The sequence below is a fragment of the Xanthobacter sp. 126 genome (genome assembly GCF_000526175.1).
In the GTDB taxonomy this organism is placed as follows: Bacteria; Pseudomonadota; Alphaproteobacteria; order Rhizobiales; family Xanthobacteraceae; genus Xanthobacter; species Xanthobacter aminoxidans.
Genome location: NZ_JAFO01000001.1, coordinates 3,418,852 through 3,436,953 on the forward strand (window position 1 = coordinate 3,418,852; position 18,102 = coordinate 3,436,953).

Annotated in this window: 20 protein-coding genes; 13 read left to right on the top strand and 7 right to left on the bottom strand. The window is 69.0% G+C overall.

The genetic code is table 11. The annotated features are described in order from the left end of the window. Positions 1-129: 129 nt before the first annotated feature. Together ilvN and XAN126_RS0116285 are read right to left on the bottom strand one after the other, a co-directional pair. Complete coding sequence (ilvN, locus tag XAN126_RS0116280) at positions 130-645, bottom strand: acetolactate synthase small subunit (protein WP_024279650.1); 516 nt, start codon at positions 643-645, stop codon at positions 130-132. A gap of 130 nt (positions 646-775) precedes the next feature. After that, complete coding sequence (locus tag XAN126_RS0116285) at positions 776-2,536, bottom strand: acetolactate synthase 3 large subunit (protein WP_024279651.1); 1,761 nt, start codon at positions 2,534-2,536, stop codon at positions 776-778. Between the two features lie 426 nt (positions 2,537-2,962). On the opposite strand from XAN126_RS0116285, the gene XAN126_RS0116290 reads away from it, so the two are divergent. The 7 genes from XAN126_RS0116290 (at position 2,963) to lpxK (ending at position 8,680) form a co-directional block, all read left to right on the top strand. Then, entirely contained in the window at positions 2,963-3,445 is a 483-nt protein-coding gene (locus tag XAN126_RS0116290; RefSeq protein WP_024279652.1) for a hypothetical protein, read from the top strand. Between the two features lie 10 nt (positions 3,446-3,455). Then, positions 3,456-4,421: a 4-hydroxybenzoate octaprenyltransferase gene (ubiA, locus tag XAN126_RS0116295; protein ID WP_024279653.1), complete on the top strand. Its 966-nt coding sequence runs from the start codon at positions 3,456-3,458 to the stop codon at positions 4,419-4,421. Between the two features lie 84 nt (positions 4,422-4,505). After that, positions 4,506-5,357 carry a 3'(2'),5'-bisphosphate nucleotidase CysQ gene (locus XAN126_RS0116300; RefSeq protein ID WP_081762669.1) on the top strand — a complete coding sequence of 284 codons (852 nt, stop codon included), beginning with the start codon at positions 4,506-4,508 and terminating at the stop codon, positions 5,355-5,357. Next, a complete protein-coding gene (locus tag XAN126_RS0116305; protein WP_024279655.1) occupies positions 5,354-5,599 on the top strand; it encodes a DUF4170 domain-containing protein in 246 nt (81 codons plus the stop codon). The genes XAN126_RS0116300 and XAN126_RS0116305 overlap by 4 nt, the downstream gene beginning before the upstream one ends. Positions 5,600-5,659: 60 nt before the next feature. Further along, positions 5,660-6,358 (top strand): lysophospholipid acyltransferase family protein, encoded by a 699-nt coding sequence (locus XAN126_RS0116310; RefSeq protein WP_024279656.1) that lies wholly within the window; start codon positions 5,660-5,662, stop codon positions 6,356-6,358. A 10-nt stretch (positions 6,359-6,368) separates the two neighbouring features. Continuing rightward, positions 6,369-7,664: a 3-deoxy-D-manno-octulosonic acid transferase gene (locus tag XAN126_RS0116315; protein WP_024279657.1), complete on the top strand. Its 1,296-nt coding sequence runs from the start codon at positions 6,369-6,371 to the stop codon at positions 7,662-7,664. Further along, the gene (lpxK, locus tag XAN126_RS0116320; RefSeq protein ID WP_245272269.1) at positions 7,664-8,680 is read left to right on the top strand and encodes a tetraacyldisaccharide 4'-kinase; all 1,017 of its coding nucleotides are present in this window, start codon (positions 7,664-7,666) and stop codon (positions 8,678-8,680) included. Before XAN126_RS0116315 ends, lpxK begins: the two co-directional genes overlap by 1 nt. A gap of 12 nt (positions 8,681-8,692) precedes the next feature. Here the strand turns inward: lpxK and XAN126_RS0116325 are convergent, their stop codons facing one another. Next, positions 8,693-9,064 (bottom strand): DUF423 domain-containing protein, encoded by a 372-nt coding sequence (locus XAN126_RS0116325; RefSeq protein WP_024279659.1) that lies wholly within the window; start codon positions 9,062-9,064, stop codon positions 8,693-8,695. A gap of 287 nt (positions 9,065-9,351) precedes the next feature. Between XAN126_RS0116325 and acs the strand changes: the two genes are divergently transcribed. Beyond that, on the top strand, positions 9,352-11,304 hold the full coding sequence (gene acs, locus XAN126_RS0116330) for an acetate--CoA ligase (protein WP_024279660.1): 1,953 nt from the start codon (positions 9,352-9,354) through the stop codon (positions 11,302-11,304). A 294-nt stretch (positions 11,305-11,598) separates the two neighbouring features. Here the strand turns inward: acs and XAN126_RS0116335 are convergent, their stop codons facing one another. From XAN126_RS0116335 to XAN126_RS0116345, 3 genes are all read right to left on the bottom strand, one after another. Further along, positions 11,599-11,871: a hypothetical protein gene (locus XAN126_RS0116335; RefSeq protein WP_024279661.1), complete on the bottom strand. Its 273-nt coding sequence runs from the start codon at positions 11,869-11,871 to the stop codon at positions 11,599-11,601. Between the two features lie 105 nt (positions 11,872-11,976). Then, on the bottom strand, positions 11,977-12,378 hold the full coding sequence (locus tag XAN126_RS0116340) for a TIGR02301 family protein (protein WP_024279662.1): 402 nt from the start codon (positions 12,376-12,378) through the stop codon (positions 11,977-11,979). A 59-nt stretch (positions 12,379-12,437) separates the two neighbouring features. Next, positions 12,438-12,902 carry an NUDIX hydrolase gene (locus XAN126_RS0116345; RefSeq protein ID WP_024279663.1) on the bottom strand — a complete coding sequence of 155 codons (465 nt, stop codon included), beginning with the start codon at positions 12,900-12,902 and terminating at the stop codon, positions 12,438-12,440. Between the two features lie 196 nt (positions 12,903-13,098). Here XAN126_RS0116345 and XAN126_RS0116350 point away from each other — a divergent pair, with 196 nt between their 5' ends. From XAN126_RS0116350 to XAN126_RS0116360, 3 genes are all read left to right on the top strand, one after another. Beyond that, on the top strand, positions 13,099-13,662 hold the full coding sequence (locus XAN126_RS0116350; RefSeq protein WP_024279664.1) for an HD family hydrolase: 564 nt from the start codon (positions 13,099-13,101) through the stop codon (positions 13,660-13,662). Further along, a complete protein-coding gene (locus tag XAN126_RS0116355; protein WP_024279665.1) occupies positions 13,659-14,165 on the top strand; it encodes a tyrosine phosphatase family protein in 507 nt (168 codons plus the stop codon). Before XAN126_RS0116350 ends, XAN126_RS0116355 begins: the two co-directional genes overlap by 4 nt. Positions 14,166-14,388: 223 nt before the next feature. Beyond that, positions 14,389-15,573: an MFS transporter gene (locus XAN126_RS0116360; protein WP_024279666.1), complete on the top strand. Its 1,185-nt coding sequence runs from the start codon at positions 14,389-14,391 to the stop codon at positions 15,571-15,573. Between the two features lie 5 nt (positions 15,574-15,578). Here the strand turns inward: XAN126_RS0116360 and XAN126_RS0116365 are convergent, their stop codons facing one another. Next, complete coding sequence (locus XAN126_RS0116365; protein WP_024279667.1) at positions 15,579-16,514, bottom strand: methyltransferase domain-containing protein; 936 nt, start codon at positions 16,512-16,514, stop codon at positions 15,579-15,581. A gap of 77 nt (positions 16,515-16,591) precedes the next feature. Here XAN126_RS0116365 and XAN126_RS0116370 point away from each other — a divergent pair, with 77 nt between their 5' ends. Both XAN126_RS0116370 and XAN126_RS0116375 read left to right on the top strand, forming a co-directional pair. Beyond that, positions 16,592-17,641 (top strand): ligase-associated DNA damage response exonuclease, encoded by a 1,050-nt coding sequence (locus XAN126_RS0116370; protein WP_024279668.1) that lies wholly within the window; start codon positions 16,592-16,594, stop codon positions 17,639-17,641. Continuing rightward, positions 17,638-17,934, top strand: coding sequence for a GIY-YIG nuclease family protein (locus tag XAN126_RS0116375; protein WP_024279669.1), 297 nt, complete (start codon positions 17,638-17,640; stop codon positions 17,932-17,934). The genes XAN126_RS0116370 and XAN126_RS0116375 overlap by 4 nt, the downstream gene beginning before the upstream one ends. The last annotated feature ends 168 nt before the right edge of the window (positions 17,935-18,102 follow it).

The following is an 18,102-nucleotide window of genomic DNA, read 5'->3' on the forward strand; positions in this document are numbered from 1 at the left end:
GGGATGGCCGCGGCTCCTTTGCACCGGATCGCGGCAAATGGAAACAGGCGTTTCGCCCGGCACCGCTGCCGGTGAACGCCTGTTTCCGATCGGTCACATTGTCAGGCCGCGGTCCTCACATGGCCCATTTCACATGGCATCCGGGCCGCGGGAGATGGCCACCACGCCGGTGCGCGCCACCTCCACCAGGCCGAGCGGCTCCATGAGCCAGGCGAACTGGTCGATCTTGTCCGACTTGCCGGTGATCTCGAACACGAAGCTCTCGCGGGTCGCATCGATGACGCGGGCGCGGAACGCTTCAGCAAGCCTGAGCGCCTCGCCGCGGGCCTCGCCCACGCCGCGCACCTTCACCATGGCCAGCTCCCGCTCCAGCGCCGAGGCCTCCACGGTCAGGTCGCGCACCCGGTGCACGGGCACGAGGCGGTCGAGCTGGTTCTTGATCTGCTCGATCACCATGGGCGTGCCGGTGGTGACGATGGTGATGCGCGAGAGGTGCCCCTCATGGCTCACCTCCGACACCGTGAGGCTGTCGATGTTGTAGCCGCGGCCGGAGAACAGGCCGATGACGCGCGCCAGCACGCCCGGCTCGTTGTCGACCAGGACGGAGAGGGTATGGCGCTCGATGGGCTCGGAAGAGTTGGGCATGGGTGTCTCGGATGGACAGGCGTAAAGACGCCGGGAAGAGGCTCCCTCTCTCCTAGCGGGAGAGGGTGGAGGTGAGGGGTATGTCGCGGTCCGTCAGGCGCCGGGCGGTTCCGCCCGGCGGCCTTGCGCCTCACACCAGCATCTTGCCCTCGTCGGTGATGGCCTCGTCGAGGTCCACGGCCATGTCGCCGAGGATCATCTCGTTGTGGGCGCGGCCCGAGGGGATCATCGGGAAGCAGTTTTCCTGCTGGTCCACGATGCAGTCGAAGATCACCGGCCGCTTGATGGCGATCATCTCCTCGATGGCGGCGTCCAGATCCGAAGGCTTGTCGCAACGGATGCCCACGCCGCCATAGGCGTCGGCGAGCTTCACGAAGTCGGGCAGCGCCTCGGAGTAGGAGTGCGAGTAGCGGGCGCCGTGCAGCAGTTCCTGCCACTGGCGCACCATGCCCATGTACTTGTTGTTCAGGATGAAGATCTTCACCGGCAGGTCGAACTGCACGGCGGTCGACATCTCCTGCATGTTCATGAGGATGGAGGCTTCGCCGGCGATGTCGATGCACAGGGCGTCGGGGTGCGCCTTCTGCGCGCCGATGGCGGCGGGCAGGCCGTAGCCCATGGTGCCGAGGCCGCCGGAGGTCATCCAGCGATTCGGCTCCTCGAAGCGGAAGAACTGCGCCGCCCACATCTGATGCTGGCCCACCTCGGTGGAGATGTAGACGTCCTTGTCCTTGGTGAGATTGTAGAGCCGCTCGATGGCATATTGCGGCTTGATGATCTCGTCCGACTGCCGATAGGCGAGGCAGTTGCGCCCCCGCCAGCGGTCGATCTGCGTCCACCACCCATCCAGCGCCGCCTTGTCGATGGACAGGTCGCGGGCCTTCCAGGCGGCGAGCATGTCGGCGAGCACGCGGGTGCAGTCGCCGATGATGGGCAGGTCGACCTTGACGTTCTTGTTGATGGACGAGGGGTCGATGTCGATGTGGATCTTCTTGGAGCCCGGCGCGAAGGCATCGAGGCGGCCGGTGATGCGGTCGTCGAAGCGCGCGCCGATGCAGACCATCACGTCGCAGCCGTGCATGGCCATGTTGGCTTCATAGGTGCCGTGCATGCCCAGCATGCCCAGCCACTGGCGGTTGGCCGCCGGGAAGGCGCCGAGGCCCATGAGGGTCGAGGTGACGGGCACGCCGGTGAGGCGCGCCAGCTCGCGCAGGATACGGCTCGCCTCGGGACCGGAATTGATGACGCCGCCGCCGGTGTAGAAGATGGGCCTCTTCGCCCCGGCCAGCATCTCCACCGCGGCCGCGATCTGCGGCGCCTCGGCGTCGAGCTTCGGACGGTAGGTCTTGTGCTGGATGTTCTCGCGGCCGACATAGGTGCCGGTGGCGAACTGCACGTCCTTCGGAATGTCGACCACCACCGGGCCGGGCCGGCCGTTCTGGGCGACATAGAAGGCCTCATGCAGCACGCGCGCGAGGTCGTTCACGTCCCGCACGAGGTAATTGTGCTTGGTGCAGGGGCGGGTGATGCCGACCGTGTCGCATTCCTGGAAGGCGTCGTTGCCGATGAGGTGGGTGGCCACCTGCCCGGTGATGCAGACGATCGGGATGGAATCCATCAGCGCGTCGGTGAGGCCGGTGACCGCATTGGTGGCGCCGGGGCCGGAAGTGACGAGCACCACGCCGACCTTGCCGGAGGAGCGCGCATAGCCCTCGGCCGAATGCACCGCCGCCTGCTCGTGCCGCACCAGGATGTGCTCGATGTGGTTCTGGTGGAACAGCGCATCGTAGATCGGCAGCACGGCGCCGCCCGGATAGCCAAAGATGTGCTCGACGCCCTGGTCGGCGAAGGCCTGGATCACCATCTCGGCGCCGGTCATCTGCTTGCTCATGGTGCAACTCCCTGCGGGATCCATCCGGTCCCGGCCGGCGCACTTCGCCGGACTTTTATCCTTGTCTCCACCCGGCCTGCAGCCCGGCTCGATCCTGAAATTCCGCGCCGGCGCCCCGGCTCAGAAACGACGAAGGGGCCCGAAGGCCCCTCGTCACGCGCCACTTCATTCGCCACGGCCTCAGGCCGGACGGAAAGTGGCGCACCACCCTACGAGAAGAATAACGATCTTGCGCATGGCCGCGCTGTCCCTTTCAAAAGTTGCGCGAAATTACCCACGCGCAAGGGGTCCGTCAAGCGCCGATGCACTCCGTTAGGGAATGCATGGTAGCTTTCCGCGCGTTCCGCCGTGATATTGCCCAAAGTTGGGGGTCTGTATATCAAACCTGCGGTCCGAGAGGATCCCGATGAGGAGGGGCTCTGCCTCATGAAGAAGTTCACGCTCGCGATTTCGACCACTCTGGTCGCAACTGCGCTGTCCGTCGGCGTCGCGCTCGCGGATTGCCAGACCGATGTCGCGTCGGTTCGCGGTGAACTGGAGGAAAAGGGCAAGGCCCTGCAGGCGGTGGTGAACAAGAAGGAGAAGGACCCGCAGGTGCTCTGCCCCGCGTTCCGGGCCTTCGCCGCCGCCGAGCAGAAATGGGTGAAGTTCCTCGCCGACAACAAGGACTGGTGCCAGATCCCGCAGCAGGCGATCGACCAGGCCAACGCCTCCAGCAAGAAGACCGTGGACATCCGCAACCGGGTCTGCGAGGCCGCCGCCAATGGCGCCACCGGCGTCGGCGGTCCCAACAAGCCCCCGCCGCAGGGCTCCATGTCCAGCGCGCTCGGTATCACCACCGGCTACAGCATAGATGCCGGCAAGAACACTGGCGTCTTCGGCACCCTCAACGGCAACGCGCTGAAGTGAGGTCGCCGGATTGAGTGCCCGCGAAGGGGCTGCCGCCCCGCCGATCGCCGATGCCCCCCGTGGTAACTGGGTGGAGCGCCTGGCCCCTGGCCCGGTGCGGCCATACCTGCGACTCGCGCGGATGGACCGTCCGATCGGGTCCTGGCTCCTGCTCCTGCCCTGCTGGTGGTCCACGGCGCTCGCCGCCATCGCGAATGACGACCCCTATCCCTCGCCCAAGCTGCTGGTGCTGTTCGCCATCGGCGCCGTCGCCATGCGCGGGGCGGGATGCACTTGGAACGACATTCTCGACCGCAAGATCGACCGGCAGGTGGCGCGCACCCGCGGCCGCCCCATCGCATCCGGGCAGGTGAGCGTTCCCGCCGCCTTCGCTTTCCTCGTGTTTCAGGCCCTTGTCGGCCTCGCGGTGCTGCTCTCGCTGCCGCATTTCGCCATCGTCACCGGCATCGCCTCCCTCGGCGTGGTGGCTGTTTACCCGCTGATGAAGCGCGTGACCTCGGTGCCGCAGCTCATTCTCGGCATCGCCTTCTCCTGGGGCGCGCTGATGGGCTGGGCGAGCGTGATGCGCACCATCGCCGATCCCGCCCTGCTGCTGTTCGCCGGCTCGGTGCTGTGGGTGTTCGCCTACGACACCATCTATGCCCATCAGGACAAGGAGGACGATGCCATCGTCGGCGTGCGCTCCACCGCCCTCCTGTTCGGGCGCAGCACCGGCCTTGCCGTGTCGCTGTGCTATGCGCTGGTGGTGTTCCTGTTCGCCGCGGCGCTCATGTCGGTACCGGTGGGGCCGTTCGCCTATCTCGGGCTGATCGGCTTCGCCATTCACCTGTGGATGCAGGTGCGCCGGCTCGACATCGACGATCCCGAGCGCTGCCTCGCCGTCTTCAAGTCGAATCGCGATGCCGGCCTGATCCTGTTCGTGGGCCTCGCCCTCGACACCCTGCTGCCCAACACCATCCTCCCTCTCCTGCCGTAAGGACACCCTTCGGGGCGGTCCGATTGACGCGGTGCAGCATGAGATGGCTTGCCTCGCGGCGTCCGCGCCCCTATTTGGCAGGCAATGAGCACCGAACCGACGCGCGCCGGCGGCGGGGATCATCCCCGTTTCGCCATCGACGACGCCTTCGCCCGCCGTATGGTCCATACGGTGGCCGAGGCCGGCGAGATGGCGCGTGGCATGTTCGCGGCCGGCGTGAAGACCTGGACCAAGGGCAACAATTCCCCCGTCACCGAGGCCGACATGGCGGTGGACGCCTTCCTGCGTCAGCGCCTGACGGCGCTTGATCCCGCCGCCGGCTGGCTGTCCGAGGAATCGGCCGATACGCCCGCGCGCCTCTCCGCCTCGCGCCTGTGGGTGGTGGACCCCATCGACGGCACCCGCGCCTTCATGGCGGCCGGCAGCGACTGGGCGGTGTCCGTGGCGCTGGTGGAGGCGGGACGGCCGGTGGCCGCCGCCTTGTTCGCCCCGGCGACCGACGAGATGTTCACCGCTATTGCCGGCGCGGGTGCCTTCCACAATGGCCGCGCCCTCGCCGTCGCCTCCCGCGCGCGGCTGGAAGGGGCCCGGGTCGCCGGCCCGCCGGCCGATCTCGACCGCATCGCCCGCGCCGCCCCCATCGAGCGCCTGCCGCGCATCCGCTCGCTGGCGCTGCGCCTCGCGCGGGTCGCCACCGGCGAAATCGACGTCGCCTTCGCCGGCGGCAATTCCAATGACTGGGATCTGGCCGCCGCCGACCTCGTGGTCACGGAGGCGCAGGGCCGCCTCACCGGCCACGACGGCATGGCGCTGCGTTACAATGCGCCAATTCCAAGCCACGCCCCCCTCGTCTGCGCCGGTGCGCCGTTGCACCAGGCCGCGCTCGAGGCGATGGGCGCACCCGTTTCTTTCAAAGCCGCATTGGATACGCCATGACCGAGACGAAGAAGCAGTTGCCCCACCTGGTTTTCGGCGGGGAGCTCACCGCAATCGACAGCGCCGAGTTCAAGGATCTGAGCAAGCTCGACATCGTCGGCATTTATCCCGACTATGCCAGCGCGACGGCGGCCTGGAAGGCCAAGGCGCAGCAGACGGTGGACAACGCCATGATGCGCTACTTCGTGGTACACCTCCACCGCCTCCTCGATCCGGAAACCGGCAAGGTTCAGGGCGGGTGAAGATCGGGTTCCTCGTCCCTCACCCGGTGCGGGACGCAACAACAGTGGGCAAACCATAAGATGTGGCGGCGACTGAGGACAAACCGCGCCTTCAAGGTGGCAGCGGGAACGACGTTTGCGTCCTATTTCAAGCTGGTGGCGCATACGACCGATTTCGTCGTCGAGCCCCCGGACGTCTTCGACACCATCGACGAGCACCTGCCGGTGATCGTCACCTTCTGGCACGGGCAGCATTTCCTCACCCCGTTCGCCATGAAGCCCCACCACAAGGCCAAGGTGCTGATCTCCCGCCATGCGGATGCGGAGATCAACGCCATCGCCGCCGAGAAGCTGGGCGTCGGAACCATTCGCGGCTCCGGCGCCACGTCCAAGCGCGACTTCCACCGGAAGGGCGCGGTCTCCGCCACCTACCAGATGCTGGACACCCTAGCGGAAGGCATCAATGTGGCTATGACCGCCGACGTGCCCAAGATCGCCCGCAAGGTGGGCATGGGCGTCGTTACCATTGCACGCTACTCGGGACGCCCTATCATCCCCGTCGCCATGGCGACCCATAATCGCATCACATTGAAGAGCTGGGACCGTGCCAGCCTGAACCTGCCGTTCGGGAAGGGTGCCGCGGTCGCCGGTGCGCCGATCTGGGTCGACCGCAACGTGGACGAGGCCGGCCTCCTCGCCGCCCGCGATCAGGTGCAGGCCAGCCTCGAGGACGTGACCCGCCGGGCCGAGGCGCTGGCCGCACGGACCTCTCGTCGATGAAGGCCTCGACATGAAGGGGCGCAAGCTGCCTCTCACCCTCCGGGCCTACCGGCGGGCGAGTTCCGTGGCGGCGCTGCTGGCGCCGGCCTGGCTTTCCTATCGCGTCCGCAAGGGCAAGGAAGACCCGGCGCGCATCGCCGAGCGGCGTGGCTATGCCAGCACCGAGCGCCCCCCGGGACCGCTGGTGTGGGTGCACGGCGCCAGCGTCGGCGAGGTCATCTCCGTCCTGCCGCTGATCGAGCGGCTGAGCCAGCGCGGCTTCCGCGTGCTGCTCACCTCCGGCACGCTCACCTCCAGCCGCGTGGCCGAACGGCGGGCGCCCCCCGGCGTCATCCATCAGTTCGTGCCGCTGGATGCCCGCGCCTTCGTCGCCCGCTTCCTCGACCACTGGTCGCCGGACCTCGTGCTGCTCGCCGAATCCGAACTGTGGCCGAACCTGCTCGCGGAGCTGGGCCGCCGCGGCACGCCCGTCGTGCTGGTTAATGGCCGGCTGTCAGAACGCTCCGCCACCCGCTGGAAAAAGCTGCCCAAGAGCGCGCGGGCGCTGCTCTCCCGCGTGGATCTGTGCCTCGCCCAGAGCGAGGAGGACGGCGCGCGCTTCCGGGCGCTGGGTACGCCGCGGGTGGAAGTCTGCGGCAATCTGAAATTCGACGTGCCGCCCCCCTCCGCCGACACGACCGAACTCCAGCGGCTCGACAAGGCGCTCGGCAAGCGGCCGATCCTTCTCGCCGCCTCCACCCATGAGGGCGAGGAGGCGCTGATGATCGAGGCGCACGAGATCCTCACCTCCAAGATCCCGGAGCTGGTGACCGTCATCGCCCCGCGCCATCCCGAGCGCGGGCTGGATGTGGCGGCGCTCGCCCAGGCGGCAGACCTCGCCACCCGCCAGCGCAGCCTCGGCGAGCTGCCGGACCGGGAGACCGACATCTATATCGCCGACACCATCGGCGAGCTGGGCCTGTTCTATCGCATGGCGCCGGTGGTCTTCATGGGCGGCTCGCTGGTGGAGCATGGCGGGCAGAACCCCATCGAGCCGGCGAAGCTCGGCGCGGTGGTGCTGCACGGCCCCCATGTCTGGAACTTCGCCAACATCTACGAGCGGCTCGATACCGACGAAGGCGCGGCGGAAGTCACCGATGCGCTGGGCATCGCCCGCGCCGCCTACGCCCTCATCAAGGACCCGCAGCTGCACGGCGAGATGGCGGATGCGGCCCACGCCGCCGTGACCTCGCTGGGCGGCGCGCTGGACCGCACGCTGGTCGCCATCGAGCCCTATCTCGTCCACATCCGCCTGCAGGCCCGCTGATGCTGCGCGCGCCCGCCTTCTGGTGGCGCGACCGGCCGGGCCTTGCCGCCGCTCTGCTCTCGCCGGTCGCCGCCGTCATCGGCGGCGTGGCGCTGCGCCGGCTCGGGGAGGCCGGCGGCATGGTGGACGTGCCGGTGATCTGCATCGGCAATCCCACGGTCGGCGGCGCGGGCAAGACCCCCACCGCCATCGCCCTCATCGAACGGCTCAAGGCGCGCGGGGCGCAGCCCTTCGCCTTGCTGCGCGGCCATGGCGGCAAGGCCAAGGCCCCCCTTCGGGTCGATCCAGCCTCCCACACCGCGGCGGACGTGGGGGACGAAGCCCTGCTGCTCGCCAATCATGCGCCCACCATCGTCGCCGGCGGGGACCGGCTGGGTGGCGCGCGGCTGGCGGTGAAGGCCGGCGCGAGCCATGTGGTGATGGACGACGGCTTCCAGAACCCCTCCCTCCACAAGGATTGCACGCTGCTGGTGATCGATGCCGGCGTCGGCGTGGGCAACGGCTGCGTCACCCCGTCCGGGCCGCTGCGCGCGCCGCTGGCCCCGCAGATCGAGAAGGCCGATGCGGTGCTGGTGATCGGCGATGGCGCGGCCGGCGAGGGGGGGGCCGACCTGGCGCGCGCGGCGGAGCGCTCCGTGCTGCGCGGTCATCTGGCGCCGGACCCGGCTTCGGTCGCGGCGCTAAAGGGCAGGCCCCTCGTCGCCTTCGCCGGCATCGGACGGCCGGAGAAGTTCTTCGCCACGCTGGAGGCGGAAGGGCTCAACGTGGTCGCGCGCCACGCCTTCCCCGACCACCATCCCTACCGGACGGACGAGATCGCCCACCTCGCGGCGGAGGCGCGGCGCCTCGGCGCGCGGCTGGTGACGACGCAGAAGGACTTCGTCCGGATCGGCTTCGCGTTCACGGTCAGCGCGAAGATCGCGAACCTGCCCGTCAGCCTCGTGCTGGACGGGGGCGATCGGCTCGACGCCCTGATCAGCTGGGCCGAGGCCCGCGTCGCCGCCCGCAGGCTGTAGGGCCGGACCGGCTCAGTGCCGCCGGGCGAGAAGCGCGGTCGCCGCCACCATCAGCCAGCCGAGGATCATCAGGCTGCCGCCGAATGGCGCGCTCCCGCCCAGGAGCTTGACGTCCATCAAGGCCCGCGCGGCAAGATCGCCCGAAAAGAGAAGCGTGCCGAGCGCGATGGCGCTGGCCCCCACCTTCAGCAGCACGCCCCCGCGCGTGAGCTGGAGGGCAAGAGCAACCAGCGCCGCCAGCGTCGCGGCGTTGAACAACAGGAAGTGCGACGCGGTCTCAAGGTTGGTGCCCCCGCCCACATGGGCCGCAGCAGCCGCGGCCGCGACACCGGCCGCACCGAACAGGCCGGCAAGAAGGACGAGAAGACGGGTCCAGAGGTCCATCGGGTGTATCCTGTCGGGCGTTTGCCGGGGCGTTTCTTGCGGGCGCATCGCGGGCGTTTGTCTATACGCCCGGCGGGCGGATCGCGGGAGCCGCGCCGGCTGCGGCATCGCGCGCCGCCACGGCGGTGCGCACCCCGGGGACCAACCAAGGGCTATGAGCCCAAAGTCTTGACCGGCGGTGCCTTGTGAAGCGTCGAGGCGCTCAGCATAATCCGCCCCAACCAAGGCGGGTACCGCCGTGAATGATGGACAGCGGACGAAGCGGTCCGCGCGAGGGAGGCAGAAGAATGTCCGACAAGGTCTATGACGTTCCGTCCCAGTGGGCCCAGAAAGCCTATGTGGACGACGCGCACTACCAGTCCATGTATGCCGCCTCGGTCAACGACCCGAACGCCTTCTGGGGCGAGCACGGCAAAAGGATCGACTGGTTCACGCCCTACACGAAGGTGAAGAACACTTCGTATGACCCGGGCCACGTCTCCATCAAGTGGTTCGAGGACGGCGTGACCAACGTCGCCTACAATTGCGTGGACCGGCACCTTGAGACCCGCGGCGACCAGGTGGCCATCATCTGGGAGGGCGACAGCCCCGACGAGAGCCGCAAGATCACCTATCGCGAGCTGTCCTCCGAGGTGAACAAGCTCGCCAACGTGCTGCGCAACCGCGGCGTGGAGAAGGGCGACCGCGTCACCATCTATCTGCCGATGATCCCCGAGGCGGCATTCGCCATGCTCGCCTGCGCGCGTCTCGGCGCCATTCACTCCATCGTGTTCGGCGGCTTCTCGCCGGACAGCCTCGGCGGGCGCATCGCCGATTGCGGCTCGAAGGTCGTCATCACCGCCGACGAGGGCCTGCGCGGCGGCCGCAAGGTGCCGCTGAAGGCCAATGTGGACGCGGCCGTGAACCAGATCGACGGCGGCGTGGACCACGTGATCGTGGTGCGCCGCACCGGCGGCAAGGTGGACATGACCCCCGGCCGCGACGTCTATTACGACGAAGCCGCCGCCATGGTGACGGACGAATGCCCGGCCGAGCCGATGAATGCGGAAGATCCGCTGTTCATCCTCTACACCTCCGGCTCCACCGGCAAGCCGAAGGGCGTGCTGCACACCACCGGCGGCTATCTCGTCTATGCGTCCATGACGCACCAGTACGTGTTCGACTATCACCCCGGCGACATTTACTGGTGCACCGCCGACGTGGGCTGGGTGACGGGTCATTCCTACATCGTCTATGGCCCGCTCGCGAACGGCGCCACCACGCTGATGTTCGAGGGCATCCCGAACTATCCGAGCGTGTCCCGCTTCTGGGACGTGATCGACAAGCATCAGGTCTCGATCTTCTACACCGCCCCCACCGCCATCCGCTCGCTGATGCAGGCGGGCGAGGAGCCGGTGAAGAAGACCTCCCGCGCCTCCCTGCGCCTGCTCGGCTCGGTGGGCGAGCCCATCAATCCGGAAGCCTGGGAGTGGTACTACCGCGTGGTCGGCGAGGAGCGCTGCCCCATCGTCGATACCTGGTGGCAGACCGAGACCGGCGGCATCCTCATCACCCCCCTGCCCGGCGCGACGAAGCTCAAGCCCGGCTCGGCCACCCGCCCCTTCTTCGGCGTGCAGCCGGAAGTGGTGGATGCGGCGGGCGGCGTGCTGGAAGGCGCCTGCGAGGGCAACCTCGTGATCGCCGACAGCTGGCCGGGCCAGATGCGCACGGTCTATGGCGACCATGAGCGCTTCGAGCAGACCTACTTCGCCACCTATCCCGGCAAGTACTTCACCGGCGACGGCTGCCGCCGCGACGCGGACGGCTTCTACTGGATCACCGGCCGCGTGGACGACGTCATCAACGTCTCCGGCCACCGCATGGGCACGGCGGAGGTGGAAAGCGCCCTCGTCGCCCATCCGAAGGTGTCCGAGGCGGCCGTGGTCGGCTTCCCGCACGACATCAAGGGCCAGGGCATCTATGCCTATGTCACCCTGATGGACGGCGAGGAGCCCACCGAGGAGCTGCGCAAGGAGCTGGTGGCCTGGGTGCGCCGGGAAATCGGCCCCATCGCCTCGCCGGACCTCATCCAGTTCGCGCCGGGCCTGCCCAAGACCCGCTCGGGCAAGATCATGCGCCGCATCCTGCGCAAGATCGCGGAAGACCAGTTCGACAGCCTCGGCGACACCTCGACGCTGGCCGATCCCGGCGTGGTGGAAGACCTCATCAGCAACCGCCAGAACAAGCGCGACGCGGCCTGAGGGCGCGTCTCAGGCGCCCTTCATCGTCACCGTCATGGCCCGGCGCGTCCGGGCCATCCACCGGGCCGATGGAGCGGTGGGACGGACGAAGATCCAGTCCGGCCGCACCGTGGATCCCCCGGATGAACCGGGGGATGACGGCGGTGAAAGCGAAACCAAAACCAAGCCGGCGTCCCTCGGGGCGCCGGTTTTCTTTTGGCACCGGCGCACAAGAAAAAACCGGACGTTCGCGAGAACGCCCGGCGGGAGGAATGCGACGATCATGGAAGCGGCGAGGGGGGCTCGCCGCGCCGCTCAGTGCGAGCGGCTGACCACGGTGTATTCGCCGGCGGCGACCCGCTCGGCGACGCGCGCCATATATTCGGAGCTGGCGGCCTCGCCGTAGGTGGCGACGAGGCTGCGCAGGGCTGTGAAGAGCGCGGCCTGCACCAGGCAGTCCTCGTCCAGCCCTTCGCGCACGGCCTCGACCCACGCATCGTTCAGATAGGTCAAGGCGGCGTGGCGGTCATCGGCGGCCATGTCCGAGATTTCGGGCAGGTCGATGACGGGGTTGGTCAAGGTGGACACGTTTGGCTGCCTCCGCGCCGCAGAACCGAACGGCGCACCGGATATCTAGCACTTCACGCTGGGGGATTCAGGCGAGTTCTGACCAAAAGGTTAACACGAAAGGGGTCAATTCCCCCCATACCTCACCACGATTTCGTGAGTGAGGCGCCCGCCCTCGTCGAGCTGGCGATCCACCGCCATGCGCGCCGCCGGCGTGCAGCTGCGATAGACCTCGGCATAGCTGGAATAGCCGCGGTTGAAGCTGGCGATGATCTTGGAACGGCGGGCGTCCGAGGGCTGCTCGGTATCGATGAGCGCCTGCATCTCGTTGCGCCAGCGCTGCGCCTCGGCGGTGACGCCGCACAGGGGCCGCAGGTAATGCAGGGCGCCGAGAATTTCCGCGAGGCGCATCAGGTCGCCGTCATAGGGCGGCGGCGCGCCTTCCGTCGGCCCGGCGGCGCGGGACGCGGCAGGGCCGGCGAGCACGAGGCCGGCAGTCAGGAGAAGGGCGAGCGCGCGCATCATCATGGTTCCGCCGCCACTCCTGCGGCGCGCGGCGCGCGCGGTCAAGGGGGCCAACCGGCGGTTCACATCTCGCCCATCAGGAGCGCGGCCTTGGCCACCACCTCGGCGAGCCCCTCGGTGGTGGTGAGGGCGGCGACCTCGTTGGGCCGGAACCAGCCGACCTCGGCCGCCTCCTCGCCGGGCTTCGGCTCCCCGCCGCGCCAGCGGGCGGCGTGGGCGAGGACCACGAAATGGGCCTTCAGCTCCCCCTCCCGGTTGCGCACGATGATGTCGCGGGCGGCGGCAAGGCCGACGATCTCGGCCTCGACACCCACCTCTTCCATCAACTCGCGCACGGCAGCCTCGGCCACCGTCTCGCCCGGCTCCACCCGTCCACCCGGCAGGCTCCACAGGCCGGCGCCGGGATTGGCGGCGCGGCGGGCGAGCAGCACGAGAGGGCCGCGGAACACGGCGGCGCTGGCGGCGAGCGTCGGGCGCACCTCCACCCGCGGGGGAACGGCCGTTTCGCTTTCCAGGGTGTCGGACATGAAGGATCTCGGGCGAGGCAAGGCAGCCGGAGCCGTGACGGGCGGCTTGTGAGGTTTCGGCCGGAGCTTACCTTTCCCCGATCCGAGGAGCACGCGATTCGTGACTGAGCCTGACGTCCCCGCCAAACCCGTTGCCAAGCCCGTTGCAAAGACCGCCCCCCGCCGCGCAGGCGCCGCGCCGCGCGCATGGCAGCGCATGCTCTCCGGCCGCCGGCTCGATCTGCTCGATCCCTCCCCCCTCGACGTCGAGATCGAGGACATCGCCCACGGCCTCGCCCGCGTGGCGCGCTGGAACGGCCAGACGTCCGGCGCCAACATCTTCTCTGTGGCGCAGCACTCTTTGCTGGTGGAGAAGATTTCCCGCCGCACCCATCCGGACCTCGACGCCCGCTGGCGCCTGTGCGTGCTGCTGCACGACGCACCGGAATACGTGATCGGCGACATGATCTCCCCGTTCAAGGCGGTGCTGGGCGGCGACTACAAGGCGGTGGAGGCGCGCCTCCTCAGCGCCATCTGCGTGCGTTTCTCGCTGCCGGTGGGCTGGCCCGATCAACTTTTGAAGATCGTCAAGGCGGCGGACCGCGCCTCCGCCTATTTCGAAGCGACGCGTCTGGCGGGATTTGCGGAAGAGGAGGCGAAAGCCTTCTTCGGCCGCCCCGCCCGCCTCGACGCTGGGGTGGAAAAGGACTATCTCACCCCATGGAAGGCGGAAACGGCGAAAGCCCGTTTCCTCAAGAGATTCGAGGAGCTTGCGCCATGATCCATGTCTGCTCCCTCGCCAAGCTGCACGATACGGTCGCCACGACCGGCGCGCGGCATGTCATCACCCTCATCAATGGCGGCACGGTGCTAACCCGGCCGAGCAACGTCGACCCCACCAACCATCTCTTCCTCGGCATCAACGACATCGCCGAGGAGATCGAGGGGCTGGTGGCGCCGGGCGAGGCGCACATGCTCGAGCTGTTCGAGTTCGTACGCGCCTGGCCGCGCCAGACGCCGCTGGTGATCCATTGCTATGCCGGCATCTCGCGCTCCACGGCGGCAGCCTATGCCACGCTCTGCGCGCTGCTGCCGGATCGCGACGAGATGGAGCTGGCCCAGCGCCTGCGCCACGCCTCGCCAACGGCGACGCCAAACCCGCGTATCGTGTCTCTCGCCGATGCAGCGTTGCAGCGGGAGGGCCGGATGGTTGCCGCCATTCACTCTATCGGTCGCGGCGCCGACGCCTTCGAGGGTGAGCCCTTCTCCCTGCCGGTGGCCTGAGGGGAGCGGTCGCCGTCCCCGGGGACGGGGTTTCGCGCGAGCTTTCAGGTCTGCACCGGGCGCGTGGCCCGGAGAGCGGCTGCGCGCGGGCGCAACTCGCCTGCCTTACGGGCGTGGGCTATGTTGCGCCGCAACTCATCCCCGAAAGACCGGGCATCGGGCACCCTGCCTGCCACCCCACGCTCTGTCGCCCTGCCCCAGCCGCCCCGGCCAGAGACCATTCATGCCCGCTTCTGCCCCGAGCCCGAACCAGCTTGGCTTCGCCCGCATCTTCGCCATGGCCGCCGCCGCCGGCGTCGCCGTGGCGAACATCTATTACAACCAGCCCATGCTGGCGGTGATGGAGGCGGACCTGCCCGGTCCCCTCACGCCGCTTGTGCCCACCGTGACGCAGCTCGGCTATGCCGCCGGCCTGTTCCTGCTGGTGCCCCTGGCCGACCAGATGGAGCGGCGGCGGCTCATCGTGGTGCATTTTGTCGCCGTGGCAGCGGCCGCCGCCTTGTCGGCCCTCGCGCAGGGCGCACTGGCGCTGCTCGCAGCCTCGCTGCTGCTCGGCCTCGGCTCCACGGTGGCGCAGCAGATCGTGCCGTTTGCCGCCCATCTCGCGCCGCCGGAAAAGCGCGGGGCGACGGTGGGCACGGTGCTGTCCGGCATCCTCGCCGGCATCCTGCTCAGCCGCACGCTGGCCGGCTTCGTCGCCGCGCACGCGGGCTGGCGCGCCATGTTCTGGCTGGCGGTGCCCATGGCGCTCGCCGCCGCGGCGCTGATGGCCGCCATGCTCCCGCGCAGCAAGCCGGAGGGCGGACATAGCTATGCCAGCCTCATGGGCTCGCTCTTGGGCCTGTGGAAGGAGTTCCCGACGCTGCGTCGCGCGGCGATCACCCAGGCGCTGATCTTCGCGTCGTTCATCGCCTTCTGGACCATCCTCGCCTTCCGGCTGGAGGGGCCACCGTTCGGCCTCGGCTCGGAGGCGGCCGGCCTGTTCGGCATCCTCGGGCTGGTGGGCGTACTCGCGGCGCCGCTGTTCGGTCGCTTCACCGACCGGCGGGGACCGGCCAGCGTGGTGGTGCTCGGCGCAGTGCTCGCGCTCGCGGCGTGGCTGTTCTTCTCGCTTTGGCCGCAACTGGCGGGTCTTGCCGTGGGTGTGGTGCTCATCGACCTCGGCATCCAGAGCGCGCTGGTGGGCAACCAGCACCGCATCTTCGCCCTGCGGCCGGCGGCGCGGGCGCGGCTCAACACCATCCTCGTGGGCACCATGTTCCTCGGCGGCGCCTTCGGCTCGGCCGTCGCGACGATGGCGTGGACATGGGGCGGATGGGCCGCCGTCTGTGCCACCGGCCTCGGTCTATGCGTCGCGTCGCTGGCGATCACGCTAATCACTGGCCGCGCGGCCTCGGCCAGAGGCTGAACGCCTCAGCCGGCCGAAAGCACGCCCACGAGGCCCGGCACCGGGGCGCCTTTCTCCGAGCGGGTGGAGGCCCGCTCCAGCAGGACGACGTCGAGGCCGGCGTCCTGCGCGAGCGCACGGACATAGGCCTCCGCATGGGCATAGCGCAGCGTCTCGCGCAGCAGCACGCCTTCGCCCTCGTGCGTCTCCAGCGTGAAGGCGAAGAGGCCGCCCGAGGCCAGCGCCGCACGGGCGGCGTGGAAGATGGGGGCGAGGTCGCCCACATAGCAGAGCGCATCGGCGGCGAGGACGAGATCGAGGCCGCCGGCCGGCATCGCCCCCAGCGCCGCGCCCATCTCGCCGGCTTCGAGCGCGGCATAGAGGCCGAGCGCCCGCGCCTTCTCCAGCATGGCGGGGGAGAGGTCCACCCCGTCGAGCCGCTCCGCCAGCGGCGCGAAGAGCACCCCGGCGAGGCCCGTGCCGCAGCCGAGATCCAGCGCCGCGCCGAAGCGCAGCTCCCGGCCGAGGGCATCGCAGGCGGCCCGCACCGCTTCCAGCAGCAGCTCGGGGCCGCGATAGGCGAGCTTCTCGCGCAAAGCGGTATCGAAGCGGTCGGCATATTGGTCGAACAGGGTGCGCACATAGGCCGCCGACATGGCCCCTTCCGCCCCTTCCGGCGCCCCGCCGAGCCGCGCGCGCCGCAGCCCCGCGCCCAGCCGGTCGGCGGGATCGAGCGCCAGCGCCCGGCCATAGGCCTCCCGCGCGGCCTCGCTTTCCCCCTGCCCTTCCCGCGCCTCGCCTAGTAGGAACCAGGCGGCGGCGAAGCCGGGCGCCGCCTCCACCGTCTCGGCCAGAAGCTCGGCGGCGGCGGCGAAATCGCCCTCCGCGAGGAAGGCGCGCGCCCAGTCGAGCCGTCGGTCGAGGACGGGATCACCGGAGGTGTCGAAGGCAGCAGCGGACAAGCTCGATCTCGCAGTTGGGGAACCTCGCGCAGGCGCGCAAGTCTCCCCATATAGTGGTGAACCCGCCCGATAAAGTGATGCGCCCGGAAGACCTCCTCTGCCCCTCGCCCAAGGGCCTCTACAGCCCGGCCGGCGACTTCTATGTGGACCCCACCCGCGCCGTGCCGCGGGCGGTGATCACCCACGGCCATTCGGACCATGCCCGCGCCGGCCATGCCCATGTGCTCGCCACCCGCGAGACGCTGGACATCATGGCCCTGCGCATGGGGCCGGGCTTCGCGGGGGCGACGCAGGCGCTGCCCTATGGCGCGGAGATCACCCTCAACGGGGTGAAGGTGAGCCTCCATCCCGCCGGCCATGTGCTCGGCTCGGCGCAGGTGCGGCTTGAGAAGGACGGCCTCGTGATCGTCGTCTCCGGCGACTACAAGGACGCCGCGGACCCCACCTGCGCGCCGTTCGAGCCCATCCGCTGCCACGTCTTCGTCAACGAGGCGACGTTCGGCCTGCCGGTGTTCCGCCATCCCCCGGCGGCGGGGGAGGTGGACAAGCTGCTCGCCTCGGTGCGCATCTTCCCCGAGCGCACCCACATCGTCGGCGCCTACTCCCTCGGCAAGGCGCAGCGAATGATGGCGCTGATCCGCCGGGCAGGCCACGACGCGCCGATCTATGTCCACGGCGCGCTCATCAACATCACCGACTACTATCAAAGCTGCGGCATGGATTTCGGCGAGATCCTGCCGGTGAAGGGCGCGCCGAAATCCGCCTTTGCGGGCGCCATCGTCATCGCCCCGCCCTCCTCCATGACGGACCTCTGGGCGCGGCGCTTCGCCGATCCCATCACCTGCTTCGCCTCCGGCTGGATGCGCGTGCGCGCCCGCGCCCGGCAGCGGGGGGTGGAACTGCCGCTGGTGGTGTCCGATCACGCCGATTGGGACGGACTTTGCGCCTCCATCCGCGCCACCGGCTGCGAGGAGTTGTGGGTGACGCACGGCGCCGAGGACGCCCTCGTCCACTGGGCTCACACCCGCCAGCTCCGCGCCCGGCCGTTGCACATGGTCGGCTATGGCGAGGAGGACGAGGAGGCGGTGGCGCCGGCACCGGAGGGGGACAAGGAGGCGCGGGAATGAGCGCGGCCTTCTTCGTCTACATTCTCACCAGTGAACCCAATGGAACGCTCTACATCGGGATGACGAACGACCTCGTGCGCAGAGTCTTTGAGCATCGTAGCGCTGCGGCGAAGGGCTTTACGAAGACCTACGACATCAAGCGGCTCGTTTATTTCGAACAGCATGACACAGCCTATGCCGCCATCACACGCGAGAAGCGGCTGAAGAAGTGGCCCCGCGCGTGGAAGATGAACCTCATCGAGCGGGGAAACCCGCATTGGCTGGACCTCTATGATGACATCGCCCGGCCCTGATCGCGAGGCGAGCCACTCCCTCTCCAGCCGTCATCCCCCGGCTTGTCCGGGGGATCCACCGCGCCGCAAGTCCGCCGCCTCCCTTCCGGGCACCCCTCCGGCGGAGGAGTGGATGGCCCGGACGAGCCGGGCCATGACAGCCGAGAGGATTGCGCTTCAAGGGGCGAG

Coding starts and splice junctions, on each gene's coding strand:
- XAN126_RS0116305 (WP_024279655.1), top strand. CDS start 5,354: ATGACCGAGACGAAGAAGCAGTTGCCCCACCTGGTTTTCGGCGGGGAG.
- XAN126_RS0116325 (WP_024279659.1), bottom strand. CDS start 9,064: ATGGACCTCTGGACCCGTCTTCTCGTCCTTCTTGCCGGCCTGTTCGGT.
- XAN126_RS0116355 (WP_024279665.1), top strand. CDS start 13,659: ATGATCCATGTCTGCTCCCTCGCCAAGCTGCACGATACGGTCGCCACG.
- XAN126_RS0116375 (WP_024279669.1), top strand. CDS start 17,638: ATGAGCGCGGCCTTCTTCGTCTACATTCTCACCAGTGAACCCAATGGA.
- XAN126_RS0116345 (WP_024279663.1), bottom strand. CDS start 12,902: ATGTCCGACACCCTGGAAAGCGAAACGGCCGTTCCCCCGCGGGTGGAG.
- ilvN (WP_024279650.1), bottom strand. CDS start 645: ATGCCCAACTCTTCCGAGCCCATCGAGCGCCATACCCTCTCCGTCCTG.
- XAN126_RS0116310 (WP_024279656.1), top strand. CDS start 5,660: ATGTGGCGGCGACTGAGGACAAACCGCGCCTTCAAGGTGGCAGCGGGA.
- XAN126_RS0116340 (WP_024279662.1), bottom strand. CDS start 12,378: ATGATGATGCGCGCGCTCGCCCTTCTCCTGACTGCCGGCCTCGTGCTC.
- XAN126_RS0116370 (WP_024279668.1), top strand. CDS start 16,592: ATGCGCCCGGAAGACCTCCTCTGCCCCTCGCCCAAGGGCCTCTACAGC.
- XAN126_RS0116360 (WP_024279666.1), top strand. CDS start 14,389: ATGCCCGCTTCTGCCCCGAGCCCGAACCAGCTTGGCTTCGCCCGCATC.
- acs (WP_024279660.1), top strand. CDS start 9,352: ATGTCCGACAAGGTCTATGACGTTCCGTCCCAGTGGGCCCAGAAAGCC.
- lpxK (WP_245272269.1), top strand. CDS start 7,664: ATGCTGCGCGCGCCCGCCTTCTGGTGGCGCGACCGGCCGGGCCTTGCC.
- XAN126_RS0116350 (WP_024279664.1), top strand. CDS start 13,099: ATGCTCTCCGGCCGCCGGCTCGATCTGCTCGATCCCTCCCCCCTCGAC.
- XAN126_RS0116290 (WP_024279652.1), top strand. CDS start 2,963: ATGAAGAAGTTCACGCTCGCGATTTCGACCACTCTGGTCGCAACTGCG.
- XAN126_RS0116285 (WP_024279651.1), bottom strand. CDS start 2,536: ATGAGCAAGCAGATGACCGGCGCCGAGATGGTGATCCAGGCCTTCGCC.
- XAN126_RS0116315 (WP_024279657.1), top strand. CDS start 6,369: ATGAAGGGGCGCAAGCTGCCTCTCACCCTCCGGGCCTACCGGCGGGCG.
- XAN126_RS0116300 (WP_081762669.1), top strand. CDS start 4,506: ATGAGCACCGAACCGACGCGCGCCGGCGGCGGGGATCATCCCCGTTTC.